This is a genomic window from Bacillus cereus group sp. MG1, assembly GCF_040460035.1.
Taxonomy (GTDB): Bacteria; Bacillota; Bacilli; order Bacillales; family Bacillaceae_G; genus Bacillus_A; species Bacillus_A cereus.
In genome coordinates, this window is record NZ_JARVGY010000001.1 from 790,386 (window position 1) to 810,005 (window position 19,620).

Here is a 19,620-nt window from a genome sequence, read left to right on the forward strand (position 1 = left end):
ATGCTTTTCGTATCCTTGTACAAACATATCGTCATTATATTTTTCAAGTTATCTTTTCTATTTTAAGACATGAAGAAGATTCGAAAGATGTTACACAAGAAGTATTCGTAAAAATTCACACCTCTCTCCCAAATTATCAATTTCGCGGATTAAAAACGTGGATGGCACGTATTGCCACCAATCACGCTATTGATTATAAGAGAAAGAAAGCTAGAGAAAGTGAAGAACTCTCCTTATGTAAAGAAGCTGAAGAAAATATACAGTCCTCTCATAATATTGAGGCTTTATTATTGACGAAAGAGCAAAAATTACTCATTGCTCAAAAACTGCGAGAACTTCCCGAAAATTACCGTGACGTTGTTCTCGCACATTACTTAGAAGAAAAGAGCTATCAAGAAATTGCTTTACAGGAAAACATCGAAGTAAAAACAGTCGAAATGAAACTGTATCGAGCACGAAAATGGATTAAAAAACATTGGAAGGAGGAAGAGTTTCTATGATGCATTATTCAAAAGAAGATTGGCGCAATTATACATTAGATTTTATAGAAAGTAATGAACGTGAATCTATGGAAGAACATCTTTATGAATGTGATCATTGTTTAGCACTTTATATGGAAAGTATTGATGAACAACATGAAAACCTTCCAATGATAAATGATGATTCATTTACGAACGAAGTTATGACGCAAATTAATTTTGAAACACTACAGTCTAATGAAAATATAAAAACAACCTCACTAAAGCGCACGATCATTCATTACATAATTGCGACTGCGGCTACAATTATTTTTATGGTAAGTGGTTTATTTCAGTATATTTTTACAGCGACATCAAATTTAGAGAAATCTTCAAAACATAACGAGTCTTCTATTTCACAACAAATTGTAAACAAATCGGTAGACACATCGAAAAAGGACGGAGGTTCAAAGCATGAATAAAAATCCCTTTTTAGCACTTGTATTAGGGCTAATTCCTGGGCTTGGACATTTATACTTAAAAAAGCTAGGACGGTTTATTTTATATAGCGGGGGATCACTATTTCTATTCTCCTTTGCAGTATTTTGTACCATAGTAGTAAGAGAACGTGATATTGCTTTTCTTTCTCTATTTTTACTAGCTGTTCTATGGGTAATTAACTTACTAGATTTAGTTATCACCATTATAAACCAAACGAAAAAGCAAGAAGCTGGAGAAGTGATAAATTCCTCTAAAGAGAGCGAACGATTTTATATCATTCTCTTATCCATCATCCCTGGACTTGGCCATTTCCAATTAGGACTTATGCAACGCGGACTTACATTTTTAGTAGCTTGCACAGGAATCGGAAGTATGATCATTTTCGTTGCACTTTTAACATCGCAAGAAAGTTTTCTTATCTTCCTTATTACGTTACCTGTTTTATGGATTTATAATTTCTTTGACGTTGTTCAGCAACTACAGAAAAAAGAACGTGGCGAGCAATTAATTGACCGTACTATTTTCGAAGATTTTGAAGAGCACCGCGAGCAGGGAAAGAAAAGTAAAACATTTGCTTCTATTTTAGCGATGTTCCCTGGAGCAGGTCATATGTATTTAGGCTTACAACGCCGTGGTCTTCAGCTTATGGCGGCCTTCTTACTATCTATTTATTTACTCGACTTATTAAGACTTTCTGCGTTTTTATTTTTAGTACCAATCATTTGGTTCTATAGCTTTTTTGATGCGTTACAGCAAACAGCAAAATACGGAAAAGAACGAGTTCAAGACGAACCCATTATCGATTATTTTATCAATCATCAAAGATGGATCGGTATCGGGTTAATTACACTCGGTGGTTATTATTTATTAGATCAAACAGTCCTTCCTATTTTGAATGATTACTTTGCAACTATATTTAACATTCATCTTAGCGAGCTATATTATCGCTATTTCCAAACATCTATCGTTGCACTTCTCTTAATTGGCGGCGGCTTTAAATTGTTACTTGGAAATAAAGAAAACAAAGGTGGTACAAAAGAATGAGAACATGGCGTGTTGGAACATTCTCAATGGGGCTTTCTATTATATCGTTAGGATGCTTTTTACTTTTTTCAGTCGTAAAAGGAATTCAAGTATTAGATACACTAACTGCATGGTGGCCAGTTTTACTCATCATACTTGGAGCTGAAGTTTTACTATACCTTCTATTCTCTAAAAAAGAGCAATCTTTTATTAAATATGATATTTTTAGTATTTTCTTTATCGGCGTTTTAGGAAGTGTCGGAATTGCTTTTTACTGTTTATTATCAACTGGATTACTAGAAGAAGTTCGTCATTCTATTAACACAACGAGGCAAACGAGTAATATTCCAGACGGACAATTTGATATACCTGAATCTATCAAAAAAATCGTAGTAGATGCAGGACATCAGCCTCTAACGATAGAGGGAAATAATACAAATCAAATTCATCTTTTGGGAACTTATGAAATGACAACGAAAGCAAATGAAAAACTCAATTTAAAACGAGATGATTTCCTTTCAGTTCAAACGGCTGGAGAAACGATGTATATCACTTTAAAATCATTACCTGTTCAGCATACGTTATTTAATTCAGCACCACAGGTGAAACCAACGCTTGTTCTTCCGCAAAATAAAAATGTGGAAATCCGTGCTTCAAATAACGAACTATCTCTTTATCCAGGTCAATTGCAAAATAATTGGTTTGTACAGGAAAGCTCAAGAGTGTCTGTCCATCTTGCAAAAGAAAGTGATGTATCTTTAACAGCAGTAACGAATCAAAAAGAAACCCATGGAAGTACACCTTGGGAACAAGTAGAAGATTTAACGAAAAACGAAAATACTTCTTCAGAAGAACATCCAGAATTAAACAACCAAGAACATTGGTATAAAAATTCGATTAAAACTGGAAATGGGACGTACAAGTTAAATATTGAGAAAGCTTATAATTTGAATATGAGTGTTCTCGAAAAATAAAAAACCTTCCGCAATTGCGGAAGGTTTTTCTCATATAATCGCTTTAATTCCTTCTAACACTAATCCAATCATAAATCCGCAAACCGCCCCGTTCACTCGGATCCACTGTAAATCTTTACCGACATTATTTTCAATCATTTCGATTAACGTTTTATCATCTAACTTATCAAGATTTTCTTGTACAAGCTTACCGATTTTCGAATGGTTCTTTTCCACAAGTGTGACAACTTGCTTTTGTAACCACTTCTCTATTTTTTGAACAGTTTGTTCATCTTCTTTTATTTTATTCATTTGTTTTTGTAAAAATGGAATAACATATTTATCAGCAAATTCTTCATTATTTACAAAAGCAACTGCTCTTTGCTGTACTTGCTCTAGCATCTCTTTTATTTTGTCAGTAGCATTCCAATTCGCAATCCACTTTTCTTTCCAATTTTCTAATTCCTGTAATAAGGCTTCATTTTCTTTTACATTGATAATTTCTTGACGAATCTTCGCTAATATAAGTTGTCTTGTGCTATTATCAGCCTCTTGTAAGCTGTTAATATTACTAATGATAAACTTCTGCAAAATGCCGCCAATCTTATCTTCATCTACAATATTCATAAATGATTTCAAAGTAAACTGCAAGAATCCATCTACTTTTATATTTTCCATCGCCTTCATACCTAAGCTACCGAGCTGGTAACGAGCTTCATCTTGCGCTGTCCAATCTTTTACCTTCACTAATATGTAATCAAGTGTCTTTTCATCATATTCTTGCACTACTAATTGATCAACAAGCACTTGTAAAATGTTATTTGTATTAATTGTATGTAAATACGTCTTTAATTCTTTTTCAATAATAACCGCTAATTTTTCTGTATCGATTGAAACAATCGCCTTCTCAGCAATCGTTACAATGCCTTTTTTCACAGCATCAGACTGCATTTCTCTCTCTGCAATTTGTAGCACCATTTGTGCTAGCTGCATTTCTTTTACTTTATTCGTAATACTTTCTTTCGTTAGCCACTCATTTTCTAACGTATTGATGAGCCCTTTCGTTACTCGTTTACGGTTTTTAGGTAACAAAGCTGTATGCGGAATTGGAATTCCCATCGGGTGACGGAATAATGCTGTAACTGCGAACCAATCTGCAAGCCCGCCAACTAACCCAGCTTCAAATCCCCCTTGTATAATCTCTCCAGCTATCGTTCCTTGAAAAGGGATAGAAGCCGCAAAGCCTACACCCATAACCCCAAGCGAAATACCCGCTATATATTTAGTCTGTAATGACATCGTATACACATCCTCTTATTATGTAAAATAAAGCTTTTTTGTTGTATTTATTCAATATTAGTTATCCTTTATATATACTATAAAGAACTATTGTGAAAATAACAAAGATTTTTATGTACATGAAAAAATGAGGCTACAATTAGCCTCATTTTTCTTATACCGTTAACTCCAAACCTTTCCTATAATATTCATTCATTACATCTTTTGGAACCATACTTCCACCCGTTCCCCACACAATATGAGTACCTTTTTTCACCTTCTCTGTTAACTGTTGCTTTTGTAAATACTCATCTTCTTTACATACTTTCACTGGCCCTATCATACCTGCTAGTGCAGAAGGCTCTAAATAAATATTCTCCGTGTCAGCTAGTTCTTTTAACAATCTATATAACTCTTCATCGCTTACTGTGTAATTCCCACTCAAAAATGGTTCCATCGTTTTACCGACAAATCCAGACGGTCTTCCTACCGCTAGTCCGTCCGCGTCTGTTACATTATCAATCCCGATATCTTGAACAGCAATTTTATCATGAAGTCCTGTCATTAAACCGAGTAACATGCATGGAGAGTGCGTAGGCTCCGCAAAGAAGCAGTGCACGTTGTCTTTATACAATAACTTTAAACCAAATGCTACCCCGCCAGGTCCTCCTCCTACTCCGCACGGAAGATAAACAAATAAAGGATGATTTTCATCTACTACAACCTCTAACTCTTCTAATTGCTTTTGTAATCGCAATGCTGCTACTGCGTATCCTAAAAATAAATCATGGGAATTTTCATCATCTACAAAATAACAGCTAGGATCGGCATCTGCTTGCTGACGCCCCTCTTCTACTGCTTTACTATAATCAGCTTCATACTCAATAACGTTTACACCTTTACTTCTTAATAAATCTTTTTTCCATTGTTTCGCATCTGCTGACATATGAACCGTTACGTTAAAACCTAGTTTCGCACTCATAATCCCAATGCTTAGCCCTAAATTTCCTGTTGAACCGACCGCAATTGAATATTTGGCAAAAAACTCTCTACATGTATCACTATCTAAAATGGAATAATCATCTTCTTCTGTTAACATACCGTGCTGCAAAGCTAGTTGTTCAGCATGTTTCAACACTTCATAAATGCCGCCCCTAGCTTTAATTGATCCTGATATCGGAAGATGACTATCACATTTTAATAATAATTCTCCTAAAATAGGTTGCTTGTAATTTGTCTCTAAAGCTTCTTTCATAGAAGATATTTTCACTAAAGGTGATTCGATTATGCCATTCGTCCCTTTCGTTTCAGGAAAAACTTTCGCAATATATGGTGCAAAACGCTTTAATCTCTCTTCCGCATCTTTTACATTCTCTTCATTAAGTGGTGAATCTTTTATTGCCCTTTCATACTTTTCTATGTTTGGATTTATCCAAAATACTTCTTCTGTTGCAATAAGTTTATTCACTAATGGGTATTCTGCTTGTAATGCCCCTATTTCTTTCATTTTGTTTCCTCCTTATATCCTTGTAGCTCACCATATAATAAATTATAATTAAATTAATTTTAATATAGTTTAACACAAATCGTTAACTTTAGTTAATTTTAATTTAATTTATTTAAATATAATTTAATAACCCTTAAGGAGATTTTCATTATGGAAAATATAGATATTGGTAAAAAAATTGAAAAACAAAGAAAAGAAAAAGGTTTAACTAGTAAAGAACTAGCAAAGATGGCCGATATTACACCATCTATGTTAAGTCAAATTGAGCGTGGGTCCGCTAACCCTTCTATTCAAACATTAAAAGTGCTTGCTAAAGCTCTTGATGTGCCAACATTTAGCTTTTTACTTGAAGATACAAATACAGACGATTTAATTGTACGTTCCCATAAACGAAAGAAAATGATTATCGATAATTTATCATATGAAATGCTTTCACCTGATTTCACTGGAAATTTAGCAACAGCAATTATGACCGTCCCGCCTAATACAGCTTCATCAGAAAATGTGCTAGAACATAAAGGAGAAGAATTAGCATTTGTCTTAGATGGGAAAATCACATTATATTTAAACGAGGAAGAATACGTATTAGAAACTGGCGACAGTGTAAAGATACCTGCTTATTTAAAGCATAAATGGGTGAATCATTTTGAGAAAAATGCGATAGTCTTATTTTCTGTTACTCCGCCGATTTTTTAATATATGTAATAAAAAATAGCCATGTACGGGGAATATCCGTTAATGGCTATTTTTTATTTTTTCGGCACCAACAAAATCCCTAAACTAATAATACAAAAGCTCATTATTTGCTGTGCTGATAGACCAAACTGTACCGAATTTTGTTCACTAACAAGCGAAATAATGATTTGAGCAAACCCCTCAACAATTAGAAAAATACTTATATTCTTTCCATTTCCGATCCTTTCATTTTTCATCCATAACAAGCCCATTATACAAAGGTTGAGGATAATCTCATATACAAAAATAGGATGATACAAAAATTTAGATTCGTATATATTCATTCCCCATGGTAGTGTCGTTTGTACACCTACTTCATGATGTAATAGAAAATAAAAGATAATACTTACACACAGACCAAAAGGCAATGCATCAAGTAAAATACGAAGCGAAAATTGTTCCTTTTTACTTTTCCAAACAATGTATACACTAGCAATTACGCATCCTACTACAATATGTTGCATACTTCCTATAGCTAATAATGCTTGCAATGGCGATTTAAAAGCCCATACAGGATTTAAAATTGCTGGTGCAAACTTCCATACAAATACGATGATAATAAACGCATTTGTTACGGCATCCATCATTTTTTCATATGATGCATTTTGATGCCTCATCTTTCGTTTCATCAACATAAATCCAAATAGACTTCCAATTATAAGAGATACGGGTTGTAATCTCACGATCCACTCCATCATCACGAAATCCCCTTTTAGCTCTCAATCAATTTCTTAAATTTCTTTTCTAATTGATCTGGTGGTAATACACCTCGTACATGATCTACTATAATTCCATCCTTATTAACAAAAAATGTCGTCGGTAAAGAGAATACTTTATAATCTAGTCCAGCTACTCCGTCCATATCTAGTAGAACCGGAAACTCAAATCCATAGCGATTAGCAAATGCGCTTGCTTCTTGTACTGGGTCACTAACAGTTGCATTCACCGCAAAAATTTCAACATCCTTTTTATATTTATCATACATATGAACTAAGTCAGGTGCCTCCATTTCACACGGCCCACACCATGATGCCCAAAAATTAATAATATATGGTTTTCCCTTGGCATCATTTAACGACTGCAACTTTCCGTCTAATCCTTTTAATGTGATGCCAGGTGCTTTAAAACCTACTTGTGGTAATACTTCTTTCTCTTGTAACTCTGCTTGCTTTGCTTTTCTTTCCTTTTCTTCTTTCTTTGAATTATAAAAGTTAACCCCCGCCCAAGCGAGAGCACCTACTAGTATAATAGCAATTAGTTTCTTCACTTTTCTTCCTCCTCATTTTTAAAAACCTGTAAATCCACCGAATAGACGAATAAAGAATGCTGTAATTTTCGTCATTTGATTTGTATACAATAAAATACCTGTAATATATGATAAATAAGATATATATAGCGATAAAAAGTATAATGATATAAATGACAACACTCTATCCACACTACATAGAGTAGTGTTTACCCTAAAAAAAAGAGGCTATATGCACTCTCCGACAATAAGTACAATCGACACCCAGAATAACCCTACTGTTACATATACCGAGTTCGTATGTAACGGAATAGTAAGCTTAGCAACCTTTTCATTTAACACTTGCTCGATTCGTAAATTTATTGCTGTTTTTGCAAATGAAGCTGTAACACATCGATTTTCCATTGTCTTTATTTTAATTAATTTTAATAACGCGCTACCTAACTCAAATGAAGATTCCATTTTTTGCATCGCATATTTATCTGCTGCTAACTCTTGATACGTATGATATCGTTGTAACAATTCTTTTAATATCGGGATGTACATCATTCCTTCTGCTAATAACGTAAAACAAAATAATTTTAGCGGATCCCAATTATTTTGATGATATTCTTCATGGAAAATAATCGCATCAATCTCTTCATCTGAAAACGTCTGAAGCAAACCTTCCGACATGACAACTTTCGGACGGAATAATCCAATTGTAAACGCTGCAACTTCCGCAGTCGGCAGTATATATATTTGTTTCCCTTTTCTAATAAATGGGATAAGTACTTTTTGTACTTTTTTACTATAGAAAAATTGCCGCCAAATTCTTTTACACACAATCAATACAGTAATTAATAATAACCCCGCTATTATAATACGAACCATTGATAGTTCTTTCATATGTTTTTCTAACTGAAACAAGCAAAACTTTGAAAGGAAGAATGCCTTATTTTGAAAGAGAAATGGATATGTAACATAATACAATAACAAGCTGAAAAAGAGGGTACTAACAATGAGCGCTAACAATACGATTTTACGCATTTGCCATTTCATTTCATCGATCCTCTTTTTTTAACTGATTCAATTTGTCTTCTAATTTTTTTATTAAATTCGGATCAGCCTGCTCTAACTCATCTATCATATGTGTTATAACTAAATCTCCAAATTCCCCCACTAATTCCTGTGTCATTTTCTTCGTTTGATTGGATAAGAATTCTTCTTTCGTTTGTATAGCACGATATATGCCACTTCTTTTCACAGTCTGTTTTTCTAAGTGTAATTTCTCTACTAACCTGTTCATAACTGTCATAACAGTATTAAAATTCACAGGCGATTCTTCACTTAATTTCTGCTGGACTTCTTTAATAGTAATACCTTCAGTAGACCAAATAATCTCCATAATCTTCGCTTCAAGCGGTCCAAAGAAATGATTTAATCCTTGCTCATTTAACCTATAGTTTTGCGTAAACATCGTATGACTCCTTTCACACTACGAATTGTAGTACAAATTAAATGAGAGGTCAAACGCAAGTAATACAAACTAAAATTCACTACCTATAAATACGTACATCATTCTATTCATTATAAGCCTAACTTATCTCCAAATGTATCAAAGAGATACTGCTCTAATATTTGTACACTAAACTTTTCATTACGTCCAAGTGCAAATAATTCCCGATCTTTCGCTACGATAGTATCTAACGGAATAACTACATTATCCACTATTTTTGTAATTTCAATTATATTACTTTTTACATTTACTTCTGTTTTAAATTCAACGTTTTCTAACACTATATGTGAACGTCTTCCTGATGCAAAAAAAGTAAAATTAGGATTTTTAACAACGCCAATTTCAGTCTCTAACGCATATAAATAGTGAAAAATTACATCTCTATGTCCATCTTTTATTATTTTTTCATCCTTCTCATCGTCTAAGTATTCTTTCAGCTTCGTTGTAAATTCAAATCGAAAATCCACTTTTTTCACGCTCCTTCTTTGTATTTCATATTAAACAAATATATTGAAATAATTTTACCATATTGTAATACAACTTCCTATTAAAAGTAAAAACTGTTTTAGAAAATCGCTATTATTTCCGATACCCTTTTAAAATATAAGTATAAATTCAATATGAATGAATGCTTCATTACATCTATTTAAACATATTTTTTCCATTTTTTGAAACATTAGTATGAAATATTATATATCAATGAATGGTTTCTAATGTATTGGTATATATAGTCGGTAGTTTCTTTACTATTCCGATATACTTAAGCTACATTTTCTAATTATTGATTACATTACGGAAGGAATGTAACTCTCTTCTATCGAATTTTTATATAACAAAAATGATTAGGTGGTGCTTTACTATGAAATTAGCTGTCATTGGTGGCGGTGATTTACAAGATTCAAATCACTTGCCTATTAATGAACGCCTTATAGAATTAACAAATAAACAGTATCCAAAAGTATTGTTTATTCCAACGGCTAGTCATGATGATGAAAGCTATATAAAATTATTTTTAGACACGTTTGAAAAACAATTACATTGTGAAGTACAAATTTTACGCATTACAACAGATTCACCTTCTAAGTATGAAATAGAGGAGATGATTCATTCAGCCGATTTAATTTATCTAGGTGGCGGAAACTATATTCACATGCTTACGCAATGGAAAGAACATAGACTTGATGAAAAATTATTATTGGCTCTGCAACAAGGAACACTTATTGCTGGTTATAGCGCTGGTGCTATGTGTTGGTTCACGTCTAGTATCCGATCAGATTATGAAGGTTCTGGTTACATAGAGAGTAACGGATGGGGTATTGTTAATAAAAGATTTTGTCCACATTATAATCAATTAAACAGAATGAACGCCTTCCATTCCTTTTTACAAAATCATCAAGGGAATATAGAAGGAATTGCACTGGAGGATAATTGCGCTTTATATATTACAGAGGAATCCTTTGAGATTATCGGTGAACCGGAAAAAGCGTGGGAGTTTTATATGAGTGATAAAACACTCATTAGACAACATTTTGATATAACTTTAAAAAGCTATTTGTAAACCTGCACTTACGAAAAAATGTCCCTAAGTCTAATAACTTAGGGACATTTTTCTATTTAACTAACTAATCGTGTAATTCGTTTCTTTTGCCATGAAAGCTTATAATATGCATACTGCAATAGTAAGCTGACAATAAATGCTGCTGGATACCCGATCCAAATGCCTTCTATTCCAAGACTTGTATGGTAAGAAAGATAATATGCTACGGGTACTTCTACAAGCCAAATTGAAACAACTCCAATAACAGTTGGCCAAAGTACTGTACCGCTCGCTCGCATTGTCGCACTAATAATTTGTGCATGACCGAAAATTAAATAACTCCATAACGTAATCATAACTAAGCTATGAGCAATTTCAATTGTAGTTTGACTCGTTAAAAATAGTGATAAAATGTCTCTTGAGAATAAATAAATAAGAGATATTAACACACCACCGATGACGTAGTTCATAATAATTCCGGCCTTCACAACTTTCTGCAATCGATCAAATTGATTCGCCCCAATTGATTGTGCTGCAAAAATAGAAACTGTAATACCAAGGCTAACTGCTGGCATTTGTACATAACTTGCAACTTGATTCACAACGCCGTAAGCAGCTGTTGCATCCGAACCGTAACGATTTACAAATGCGATTACGGCAATCTCAGATAATGAAACTAATATCATATTTATACTTGCCGGTATACCGAGCCTTAGCAATAGCTTTAATAACTCCCCATCCATTCGAAGGTATTTTCTAACCGTGCCATCTAGTTGTAATGGGTGATTTTTCTTCTTTAAATACACAAGCAAGACAATAAACGTAATAACTGTAGATATAACAGATGCATAGGCTGCTCCATACACATCTAATTTCGGAGCTCCTAACCATCCAAAAATAAGAACTGGTAATAAAATCATATTTAGTGCTGTACTTACAATTAAAAAGTAAAATGGCGTTTTAGAATCTCCTGTACCTCTCATAAATGTTGTATATGCGAAATATAAAAATAATACTGGCATCGATATAAATAAAATCCGTGCATAATGTACACTTATTTCAATAATATTTTCTGGCGTTCCCATTAGGCGCATAATATCCATCGCAAAAATACTTCCTATTATCGCCAACACAACTCCAATAATAAAGGTAAATGTCAGCGTCGTACCAACGATAGCTTTTAAACGATCTTCGTTTTTAGCACCAAACGCCTGACCAATTAAAATAGAGCTCCCTGAACCGATACCAATTACAAATGAAACGAGCAAGAAAAATAATGGGAAGAATGCTGATATGGCCGCTAAATCATTAACTCCAAGCCATCTTCCTACTACTACCATACCAAATAATTGTCCAACTGATTGTAGTACATTACTTAATAATAACGGTACTAAAAACATCGACATCGATTTCCAAATTGGTTTACTCTCACTTTCCAACTTATGTGACTCCGCACCTTCTTTATTGTTATCTGCAGGTGGTTTCAAATTTCATTTCTCCTTTTCTTAAAAATCTATTTTCAATATCTATCTCTTTGTATAGTTGTTATAATACTGTGCTTCTATTCATTTTCTTTTCATATGATTATAACTTCACCCAATATTGACTTCCATCGGCTGTTCGATCTAAAAATCCATATTCGATTAAATATCTTCTTAACGTTACGAAATCAGGGTATACATTTTCTATCACTGTATTTACTTCTTTTTCAGTATACTTTTTATTACTATCAAACTTCTTCACTAAATGACGCAATATAATTAATTTACGCTTTTGTTTCTTCGGAAATTTAGAGAGAGGTCCATCTAACCCTTCTGTAAAATGAGCTTTTAATACTTCATCATTTTCTTCTTCCGTAATATTGTATCGATCATCCACCATCGTTGCTGTTCTATGAATTGGTACAAATTTGGTTTGTACTTTTGATTTTTCTTCTGATAATTCCATTAGCGCTAAAAATACTTTTGCTTGCTTCATTTTCTCTCGCAGTGTAAATCGATGATTACGAATTGTTGATGTACTTCCGCCATCCAACTCTTTTACAATTTCTTTATCATTCAGTCCCATATAGAAAAACTGAACCATTTTCTTTTGTAAATCCGTTAATCCAGTAAATTTCTTATCCATATTTAGCAAATAATCAAACATAGACGTATGCTCATTTTGAATATGCAATTGGACGAACTTCTCTGCTTCATACAAAACTTGATTATCTTGATAAATAACACCTTTAATAAATGTTTCACCACAAGCTAAGCAAATGTACCCCTCTTTTTCTTCATCAAACACATACCCTTTCTTTAATTCCTCTATTGACGCATCCCAAAACTTCTCTGAAATATCGCTCATACTAAACACTCCTTCAAAATGTTTGTTTAAAAACCAAACAAATCGCTATATCGTTTATTATTACTTCATCATCTTATCACAACACAAACAAACATTTCAACGTTTCGTTTGCCCATTTTATAAACTTTTATAAAAACATCTATCGAAAGGATTTAATACAACGAAAAGCGAATATGTTTATACAAATTCATTTTATAGGATGTAAAATAGAACATGAATATTCTTCAAGACCCTTGGTTTACCGTTAAGTAAATGGCACAGAACGCATATGCGATTAGTGAATATGGAACTGGTATTCACTCATTACAAAACTTCAGTATTCAATTTTAACTACAAAAAAGATGCTTTCGTATAAGAAAACATCCTTTACTTTTTATATATTCTATTTACAGTCTCTACTAAAACCTTACTTGCTTGTACAAATGTATGCTTTCGATTTCTATCGTCAACAAATTTATTAGCACAACTACTCATAATCATCATACAACTAATTATGACTAACGCTATCTTTCTATTCTTGTAAGTCACTTTATGCCACTCCACTATTACAAAACTTCTTTTGAATTTATCCCATCAAGAAATTTTACATGAATAATAAAACGTGTGAATATGCAATTCTGCATATTCACACGTTTTATCACAATGTTATGATTTAATTTAGTTAAAGAACAAGTATACCGAGGTGACTAACTTGAAATTTAAAGCGAAAAAAAATCCATTCCACGTCATTTTCATTACATTATTTATAATTATTTTTTTCGTTTCGTTATTCTTCCAAAATGAAAATTCTATTTTTTTCACTCTCATGATGCTGCTAAATATCGTGAATCTTTCTTCATTCTATTTCTCTCACTACAACGTAACGGAATCATCTCTTGTTGTAAAACACGGTTTCATTTTTCATACTGAAATTCCATTTGAAGATATTCGTCACGTTAAATACTCTGGTAAAAAACTTCATTCAAAAAAATGGACTAGACAACAATTAGAAATCCATTACAATTTATTTGACTCAGTGACCACTTTCATACCACTAGAAGAAGAAAAATTCATTTCACTCTTAAAAGAGAACTGCCCACAGATGAAAGTAATGAATACGCCTGCTAACAAATAATATATTTTGAAGCTTGTAGTATTGCAAGTAGATGAAACATAAAAATGAACATCAAAAAAGCCAAGATTCTATACTAAGAACCCTGGCTTTTTCTATTACTCTTTTGGAGCAATCATTTTCTTTGGATCTACAATTTCATCAAATTGCTCTTCTGTTAGTAGCCCAGATTGCAATGCTGCTTCTTTTAAAGTTAATCCTTCTTTATGAGCATGCTTCGCAATTTTCGCTGCATTTTCATATCCGATATGTGGGTTTAGCGCTGTTACAAGCATTAGTGAGCGATTCACATTTTCATTAATTACTTCTTCATCTGCTTCAATACCAACTGCACAATTGTCATTAAACGAAACAATTGCATCCGCTAATAAGTGAGCTGATTGTAAGAAGTTATAAGCAATAACAGGTTTAAATACATTTAACTCAAAGTTACCTTGGCTCGCAGCAAATCCGATTGTTGCATCATTCCCCATTACTTGCGCTACAACCATCGTTAACGCTTCACTTTGCGTTGGATTTACTTTACCTGGCATAATAGAGCTTCCCGGTTCATTTGCTGGAATAATAATTTCTCCAAGACCACTACGTGGACCACTTGCAAGCCAACGTACATCGTTAGCGATCTTCATTAGATCCGCAGCTAATGCTTTTAATGCACCGTGAGTATATACAACTTCATCATGGCTCGTTAATGCATGGAACTTATTTGGTGCAGAAACAAATTGTTTACCTGTAAATTGACTAATTTCCTCTGATACCATCTCACCAAATTTAGGATGAGCATTAATACCTGTTCCAACCGCAGTTCCACCAATTGCTAACTCTTTCATATATGTATTGCTCTCTGCAATCATACGCTCTGTTTTTTCAAGCATACGGTGCCATCCGCTAATTTCTTGCCCTAAAGTTAACGGCGTTGCATCTTGTAAATGTGTACGACCAATTTTTATAATATGTTCAAATGCAGTTACTTTTTCTGCTAAAGTTTCTTTTAATTTCGTAATTGCTGGTAATACGTGATTTTCTACTGCGATTACACAAGCTACATGAAGCGCCGTTGGAAATGTATCATTTGAACTTTGTGACATGTTCACATCATCATTCGGATGAATATGTACGTCAGATCCCTTCTCTTTCAAAATTTGATTCCCACGATTTGCAATTACTTCATTCACATTCATGTTTGACTGTGTACCACTACCTGTTTGCCATACGACAAGCGGAAAATGTTCATTCCATTTCCCTGCAATCACTTCATCCGCAGCTTCTACAATTGCTTCTGCTTTTTCTTCTGATAGCTTTCCTAATTTTTGATTGCTAAGCGCTGCACTCTTCTTTAAAATTGCAAATGCTTTTACAATTTCAAGCGGCATTTGCTCTGTTCCAATTGGAAAGTTTTCTTTACTACGTTGTGTTTGTGCTGCCCATAATTTATCAGCTGGAACTTTTATTTCTCCTAATGTATCTCTTTCAATTCTGTACTCCATGTTTTCATCCCCTTGAAAATATAATACCTACATCTCTTATAATAACAGACTTTCTCTTAAATGATAAGAATTCTCACTCTTATATATAGATATTCTATATTTATTTAAAAAAATTCCTCTTGACCTAAACTTAAGTTTAGGCTGTATCCTTTCCATTGTAACCTACTATAACATTACTGGAGGAATTCAATATGAAAAAATATGCTTTTATAACAGGTGCGAATAAAGGAATTGGATATGAACTTGTTCGTCAATTAGCAGAAAAAGATTATCACGTATTTTTAGGTGCTCGTAATGAACAACTTGGACAACAAGCCGTAGAATCTTTAAATGTTTCAAACGTTTCCTATATTCAAGTAGATATTTCAAATTCACAATCCATTCAAGAAGCAACAAAGAAAATTTACGAAACGACTGATCACTTACATTTATTAATTAATAATGCAGGCATAGCGCTAGACTTCAATATGCTACCTAGTGAATTAAATATTGAAACTTTACGCCAAGGATTTGAAGTTAATTTTTTTGGAACTTTCCAAATGATGCAAGCCTTTTTGCCATTATTAAAGAATTCAAGCAACAGTAAAATAATAAATGTAACAACTGACATGGCCTCACTAACAATGTTTGCTAATGGTGAAACACATCCAATTAATACACTAGGATATAATTCTTCAAAAACAGCTATTAATGCTTTAACATTAGCTTTTAGTAAAGAATTTGCCACTAACGGTCCAGAAGTATTTGGGGTAACTCCTGGTTTTACAACTACGGATCTTAATGGAAATTCCCCCGGTGGCCATACAACCACTGAAAGTGCTAAAATTATTATTAAATATGCATTAAGTGAAACAAACTATAATGGTAAAATACTTAACAAAGATGGCATTATACCTTGGTAATAAAAGGATGAATGATATGTATTATACAATTGGGCAAGTCGCCAAAATGCAACACTTAACTATTTCTCAAATACGTTATTACGATAAACAAGGACTGTTTCCTTTTCTGCAAAGAAACGAAAAAGGAGATCGAGTTTTTGATGAAGAAGCACTGAAATATTTAGAGATGATTTTGTGTTTAAAAAACACTGGTATGCCAATTCAAAAAATAAAACAATTTATCGACTGGTCTATGGAAGGAGAATCTACCATCCTTCAAAGGTTAGAATTAATGAAACAACAGGAGACCAATGTCTTACAGCTCATTCAAGACACTGAAAAAAACTTAAAAAAGATACAACAAAAAATTGCTAAATATGAGAATGAAATAACTTCAGCAAATGCTATTAAAAAATAAAAAAATCACCTTCTACATATTGTAGAAGGTGATTTTTATTTTATGATGCTTGCTTTCCTTTATCTGCATCATCTACATACCAGATGAATTTGCCTGTATATCCGTAAATAACTGCTAAAATTAACGATACGAAGCTTAACCACATAAACGGAACGTATGAGAACGTTGCTACACCTAAAATACCAGCCATAAAAATACCATTATCAGACCATGGAACCATACCTGAAGTTAACGTTCCACCTACTTCTGAGTTACGCGCTAATACACGACGGTCTATTTTTAATTTATCATAGCTATCTTCCATAATTTTTGGTGTTAAAATTAGTGATACATACATCGCACAACCAAATATATTAGCTAAGAATGCCACGATTAATGTAGACAATGTTACATTACCTGCAGAATTTAATTTCTTCTCAAATTTTGATACGATTACTTTTAAAACACCTAGTTTTTCAAGTAATCCACCAAATCCTAAACCGAAAATAATAACGGCTACTGAGCCAAGCATGCCGTTAATTCCACCACGGTTTAATAACTTGTCAACAAACTCAACACCAGATTGAATTGAGAATCCGTTATAAGCTGTTCCAATCGCCTCTCCAAAGTTCATCCCTTGGAAAAGGGTTGCCCAAATTGCACCAATTAAAGCTCCCATTGCAATTGTTGGCATAGACGGTTTCTTCATCGCTAATAGAACGATAACAATGACCGCCGGAACAAGCATCCATATTTTAATATCAAATTGCTTTAATAAAGCTTCTTTTAAAAATTCTACTCGATTCAAATCTACATTATCGCCGCCATACATCCAACCAGCTACAGTAAACATAATACTAGTAATAATATAAGCTGGAACATCTAATACGAGCATAGCTCGAACGTGAGCAATAACATCTACTTTCGCCATAGAAGCTGCAAGAACTGTGCTATCAGAAAGTGGTGATAATTTGTCGCCGAAATAAGCTCCTGAAAGAACTGCACCAGCAACAAGCGGAAGTGGTAAACCAAGTCCTTCACCAATCGCCATCATAGCAATACCTGCTGTTCCCACTGTTCCCCAAGACGTTCCTGTTGCGATAGAAGTTATAGAACAAATAATTAATGTTGCTAATAGGAATATGCTAGGGTGAATAAATTCTAATCCATAATAGATTAATGTTGGTACTACCCCACCAGCAATCCATGTTCCAATTAAAGCACCTACTGCAACTAAAATCAGTATCGCTTCTAATCCGTTAGAAATCCCTTTCGTAATTGCATCTTGCAATTCTTGATAACGAAATCCTAATCTTAATCCAAGCGCAATTACTAAAAACCATGAAATAAATAGCGCTAATTGAATTGGGAGATCAAAAATCGTTTGGAAGGAAAAGACAACAGCAAGAAATAGTAATAAAAGAACTATGATTTCTAGCATCGATGGTAATCTTACACTTTTCATTTTTTTCTCTCCTTACAAGTCGATAACATGACGTATGTCGTCTTACATGTATGTAATATACAATTAGCGAAGACAAAACAAAATTTTCATATTATTTCGATTTATTTTTCCAGTATAATATATTCACAACCCTTTCTATTGTAAAAGTAGATTACGTTTTTCGCAATGAAAAATATAAAAAATGTTGTATTTTTATTTATCCCGATATTTTCGGCCAATAAGACCCCCGTCTCAAAATTCAGTAAGTGCAAAGCACTTAGGTAAGAAATTAAATACTGTAAAATTCCAAATTGATATGAACGTATTAAAGCTTCACTTTATTTACAAAGAAAAATCCCATACTAACTTTTTTAATATTTGCTGCAATAAAACTTTTTACAACTATCTTCGCTTTTTAATTCACACCATTATTTTCTACATAAAAAATAGGGCACACATCATAAAAATGATGTATGCCCTATCTTTATTTATACATATTTTGTATTTCTTCTTTATTTTTAAGTATTTCCTCAAACTTATCACTACAACCCTTCGGAAATAACACTCCCAGTCCATATGAATGCGCAAATTGAAAATGAGGGTACTTCGCTTTTACCTCATCCCAAAACTTATATACGCCGAAATCACTACTTCTAACTTCAATATCATGAAATAATACAATACCGTTTTTCGCGACTTTCGGTAGCCATGTATTATAATCGTGAGAAACAGCTTCATACGTATGATAGCCATCAATATGCAAAAGATTTATCGTTTCATCTTGAAACCGGTCTACAGCATCATCAAAAGTAGATCGAATTAAATTTCCTATATTAAGGTAGTTATCGCTCACTACTTTTTCTACTATTTGAAAAACCCCTTCTCCATATGGACCTGTATGCCCATCTCCAGCCCAAGTATCTACTGCAAAGCATTTAGTCGATAACCCTCCATCTTTTACTCCCTGACAAAAACTAAAAAAGGAAGCTCCTAAATGTGTACCTAACTCAACTAAAGTTTCTGGTTTTTCAAATCGTACTAAGTCATATGCAAAATCTAAATGTCCACTCCACGCAGATTGTGACCGAATAATAGGACTAAATGTTTCAAATTCAAATGATGGTTTATGAGTAACCCAGTTCATCGCATAACTCCTTCTGCACATATTTTTAACAAACCAAATTACTCTTATCTTTATTTTTTTATCGCCTTGAT

The 19,620-nt window shown here is 33.3% G+C and carries 22 protein-coding genes; 9 read left to right on the forward strand and 13 right to left on the reverse strand.

From position 1 onward, the window contains the following. Nucleotides 1-11 precede the first annotated feature (11 nt). From QCI79_RS03815 to exsE, 4 genes are read left to right on the forward strand one after another with little or no spacing between them, the layout of a single operon-like run. Entirely contained in the window at nt 12-500 is a 489-nt protein-coding gene (locus tag QCI79_RS03815) for an RNA polymerase sigma factor (protein WP_071686419.1), read from the forward strand. Next, a complete protein-coding gene (locus QCI79_RS03820; protein WP_000972351.1) occupies nt 497-940 on the forward strand; it encodes a hypothetical protein in 444 nt (147 codons plus the stop codon). Before QCI79_RS03815 ends, QCI79_RS03820 begins: the two co-directional genes overlap by 4 nt. After that, entirely contained in the window at nt 933-2,003 is a 1,071-nt protein-coding gene (locus tag QCI79_RS03825) for a hypothetical protein (protein WP_001039122.1), read from the forward strand. Before QCI79_RS03820 ends, QCI79_RS03825 begins: the two co-directional genes overlap by 8 nt. Then, a complete protein-coding gene (gene exsE / locus QCI79_RS03830; RefSeq protein WP_001261427.1) occupies nt 2,000-2,956 on the forward strand; it encodes an exosporium protein ExsE in 957 nt (318 codons plus the stop codon). The genes QCI79_RS03825 and exsE overlap by 4 nt, the downstream gene beginning before the upstream one ends. A 30-nt stretch (nt 2,957-2,986) precedes the next feature. On the opposite strand, the gene QCI79_RS03835 is transcribed toward exsE, so the two are convergent. Continuing rightward, nucleotides 2,987-4,234: a DUF445 domain-containing protein gene (locus QCI79_RS03835; protein WP_000058297.1), complete on the reverse strand. Its 1,248-nt coding sequence runs from the start codon at nt 4,232-4,234 to the stop codon at nt 2,987-2,989. Between the two features lie 154 nt (nt 4,235-4,388). After that, entirely contained in the window at nt 4,389-5,720 is a 1,332-nt protein-coding gene (locus tag QCI79_RS03840; RefSeq protein ID WP_000658534.1) for a D-serine ammonia-lyase, read from the reverse strand. Nucleotides 5,721-5,870: 150 nt separating this feature from the next. On the opposite strand from QCI79_RS03840, the gene QCI79_RS03845 reads away from it, so the two are divergent. Continuing rightward, complete coding sequence (locus QCI79_RS03845) at nt 5,871-6,416, forward strand: helix-turn-helix domain-containing protein (RefSeq protein WP_000427637.1); 546 nt, start codon at nt 5,871-5,873, stop codon at nt 6,414-6,416. Between the two features lie 53 nt (nt 6,417-6,469). On the opposite strand, the gene QCI79_RS03850 is transcribed toward QCI79_RS03845, so the two are convergent. From QCI79_RS03850 to QCI79_RS03875, 6 genes are all read right to left on the reverse strand, one after another. Beyond that, on the reverse strand, nt 6,470-7,150 hold the full coding sequence (locus tag QCI79_RS03850) for a prolipoprotein diacylglyceryl transferase family protein (protein ID WP_021728690.1): 681 nt from the start codon (nt 7,148-7,150) through the stop codon (nt 6,470-6,472). A 17-nt stretch (nt 7,151-7,167) separates the two neighbouring features. After that, a complete protein-coding gene (locus tag QCI79_RS03855) occupies nt 7,168-7,722 on the reverse strand; it encodes a TlpA family protein disulfide reductase (RefSeq protein ID WP_000733174.1) in 555 nt (184 codons plus the stop codon). 18 nt (nt 7,723-7,740) lie between these two features. After that, entirely contained in the window at nt 7,741-7,881 is a 141-nt protein-coding gene (locus QCI79_RS03860) for a hypothetical protein (RefSeq protein WP_015382254.1), read from the reverse strand. Between the two features lie 48 nt (nt 7,882-7,929). Continuing rightward, the gene (locus QCI79_RS03865; protein WP_000871929.1) at nt 7,930-8,742 is read right to left on the reverse strand and encodes a M56 family metallopeptidase; all 813 of its coding nucleotides are present in this window, start codon (nt 8,740-8,742) and stop codon (nt 7,930-7,932) included. A gap of 1 nt (nt 8,743) precedes the next feature. Beyond that, nucleotides 8,744-9,160, reverse strand: coding sequence for a BlaI/MecI/CopY family transcriptional regulator (locus QCI79_RS03870; RefSeq protein WP_000495075.1), 417 nt, complete (start codon nt 9,158-9,160; stop codon nt 8,744-8,746). A 110-nt stretch (nt 9,161-9,270) separates the two neighbouring features. After that, nucleotides 9,271-9,666: a DUF3942 family protein gene (locus QCI79_RS03875; RefSeq protein ID WP_000347526.1), complete on the reverse strand. Its 396-nt coding sequence runs from the start codon at nt 9,664-9,666 to the stop codon at nt 9,271-9,273. A 392-nt stretch (nt 9,667-10,058) separates the two neighbouring features. Here QCI79_RS03875 and QCI79_RS03880 point away from each other — a divergent pair, with 392 nt between their 5' ends. Continuing rightward, on the forward strand, nt 10,059-10,757 hold the full coding sequence (locus QCI79_RS03880) for a peptidase E (protein ID WP_000762121.1): 699 nt from the start codon (nt 10,059-10,061) through the stop codon (nt 10,755-10,757). Between the two features lie 56 nt (nt 10,758-10,813). On the opposite strand, the gene QCI79_RS03885 is transcribed toward QCI79_RS03880, so the two are convergent. Then, nucleotides 10,814-12,223, reverse strand: coding sequence for an MATE family efflux transporter (locus tag QCI79_RS03885; protein ID WP_000804125.1), 1,410 nt, complete (start codon nt 12,221-12,223; stop codon nt 10,814-10,816). A 97-nt stretch (nt 12,224-12,320) separates the two neighbouring features. Further along, on the reverse strand, nt 12,321-13,085 hold the full coding sequence (locus QCI79_RS03890; RefSeq protein ID WP_001280276.1) for a DUF2087 domain-containing protein: 765 nt from the start codon (nt 13,083-13,085) through the stop codon (nt 12,321-12,323). Between the two features lie 691 nt (nt 13,086-13,776). Between QCI79_RS03890 and QCI79_RS03895 the strand changes: the two genes are divergently transcribed. Then, nucleotides 13,777-14,199 carry a PH domain-containing protein gene (locus QCI79_RS03895; protein WP_000669070.1) on the forward strand — a complete coding sequence of 141 codons (423 nt, stop codon included), beginning with the start codon at nt 13,777-13,779 and terminating at the stop codon, nt 14,197-14,199. 95 nt (nt 14,200-14,294) lie between these two features. On the opposite strand, the gene fumC is transcribed toward QCI79_RS03895, so the two are convergent. Then, nucleotides 14,295-15,683 (reverse strand): class II fumarate hydratase, encoded by a 1,389-nt coding sequence (fumC, locus tag QCI79_RS03900; protein WP_000456608.1) that lies wholly within the window; start codon nt 15,681-15,683, stop codon nt 14,295-14,297. 191 nt (nt 15,684-15,874) lie between these two features. Between fumC and QCI79_RS03905 the strand changes: the two genes are divergently transcribed. Beyond that, the gene (locus QCI79_RS03905) at nt 15,875-16,585 is read left to right on the forward strand and encodes an SDR family NAD(P)-dependent oxidoreductase (RefSeq protein ID WP_000759549.1); all 711 of its coding nucleotides are present in this window, start codon (nt 15,875-15,877) and stop codon (nt 16,583-16,585) included. A 16-nt stretch (nt 16,586-16,601) separates the two neighbouring features. Further along, a complete protein-coding gene (locus tag QCI79_RS03910; protein ID WP_000291861.1) occupies nt 16,602-16,982 on the forward strand; it encodes a MerR family transcriptional regulator in 381 nt (126 codons plus the stop codon). Between the two features lie 40 nt (nt 16,983-17,022). Here the strand turns inward: QCI79_RS03910 and nhaC are convergent, their stop codons facing one another. Together nhaC and QCI79_RS03920 are read right to left on the reverse strand one after the other, a co-directional pair. Further along, nucleotides 17,023-18,426 carry a Na+/H+ antiporter NhaC gene (gene nhaC, locus QCI79_RS03915; protein WP_000843992.1) on the reverse strand — a complete coding sequence of 468 codons (1,404 nt, stop codon included), beginning with the start codon at nt 18,424-18,426 and terminating at the stop codon, nt 17,023-17,025. 463 nt (nt 18,427-18,889) lie between these two features. Next, nucleotides 18,890-19,549, reverse strand: a complete 660-nt coding sequence (locus tag QCI79_RS03920) for a class I SAM-dependent methyltransferase (RefSeq protein WP_001104673.1) — start codon at nt 19,547-19,549, stop codon at nt 18,890-18,892. Nucleotides 19,550-19,620: the final 71 nt, after the last annotated feature.

Excerpts from the sequence above, each read along its gene's own strand:
- QCI79_RS03820 (WP_000972351.1), top strand. The coding sequence starts at position 497 with ATGATGCATTATTCAAAAGAAGATTGGCGCAATTATACATTAGATTTT.
- QCI79_RS03825 (WP_001039122.1), top strand. The coding sequence starts at position 933 with ATGAATAAAAATCCCTTTTTAGCACTTGTATTAGGGCTAATTCCTGGG.
- exsE (WP_001261427.1), top strand. The coding sequence starts at position 2,000 with ATGAGAACATGGCGTGTTGGAACATTCTCAATGGGGCTTTCTATTATA.
- QCI79_RS03835 (WP_000058297.1), bottom strand. The coding sequence starts at position 4,234 with ATGTCATTACAGACTAAATATATAGCGGGTATTTCGCTTGGGGTTATG.
- QCI79_RS03840 (WP_000658534.1), bottom strand. The coding sequence starts at position 5,720 with ATGAAAGAAATAGGGGCATTACAAGCAGAATACCCATTAGTGAATAAA.
- QCI79_RS03845 (WP_000427637.1), top strand. The coding sequence starts at position 5,871 with ATGGAAAATATAGATATTGGTAAAAAAATTGAAAAACAAAGAAAAGAA.
- QCI79_RS03850 (WP_021728690.1), bottom strand. The coding sequence starts at position 7,150 with ATGGAGTGGATCGTGAGATTACAACCCGTATCTCTTATAATTGGAAGT.
- QCI79_RS03865 (WP_000871929.1), bottom strand. The coding sequence starts at position 8,742 with ATGAAATGGCAAATGCGTAAAATCGTATTGTTAGCGCTCATTGTTAGT.
- QCI79_RS03870 (WP_000495075.1), bottom strand. The coding sequence starts at position 9,160 with ATGTTTACGCAAAACTATAGGTTAAATGAGCAAGGATTAAATCATTTC.
- QCI79_RS03880 (WP_000762121.1), top strand. The coding sequence starts at position 10,059 with ATGAAATTAGCTGTCATTGGTGGCGGTGATTTACAAGATTCAAATCAC.
- QCI79_RS03890 (WP_001280276.1), bottom strand. The coding sequence starts at position 13,085 with ATGAGCGATATTTCAGAGAAGTTTTGGGATGCGTCAATAGAGGAATTA.
- fumC (WP_000456608.1), bottom strand. The coding sequence starts at position 15,683 with ATGGAGTACAGAATTGAAAGAGATACATTAGGAGAAATAAAAGTTCCA.
- QCI79_RS03905 (WP_000759549.1), top strand. The coding sequence starts at position 15,875 with ATGAAAAAATATGCTTTTATAACAGGTGCGAATAAAGGAATTGGATAT.
- QCI79_RS03910 (WP_000291861.1), top strand. The coding sequence starts at position 16,602 with ATGTATTATACAATTGGGCAAGTCGCCAAAATGCAACACTTAACTATT.
- nhaC (WP_000843992.1), bottom strand. The coding sequence starts at position 18,426 with ATGAAAAGTGTAAGATTACCATCGATGCTAGAAATCATAGTTCTTTTA.
- QCI79_RS03920 (WP_001104673.1), bottom strand. The coding sequence starts at position 19,549 with ATGAACTGGGTTACTCATAAACCATCATTTGAATTTGAAACATTTAGT.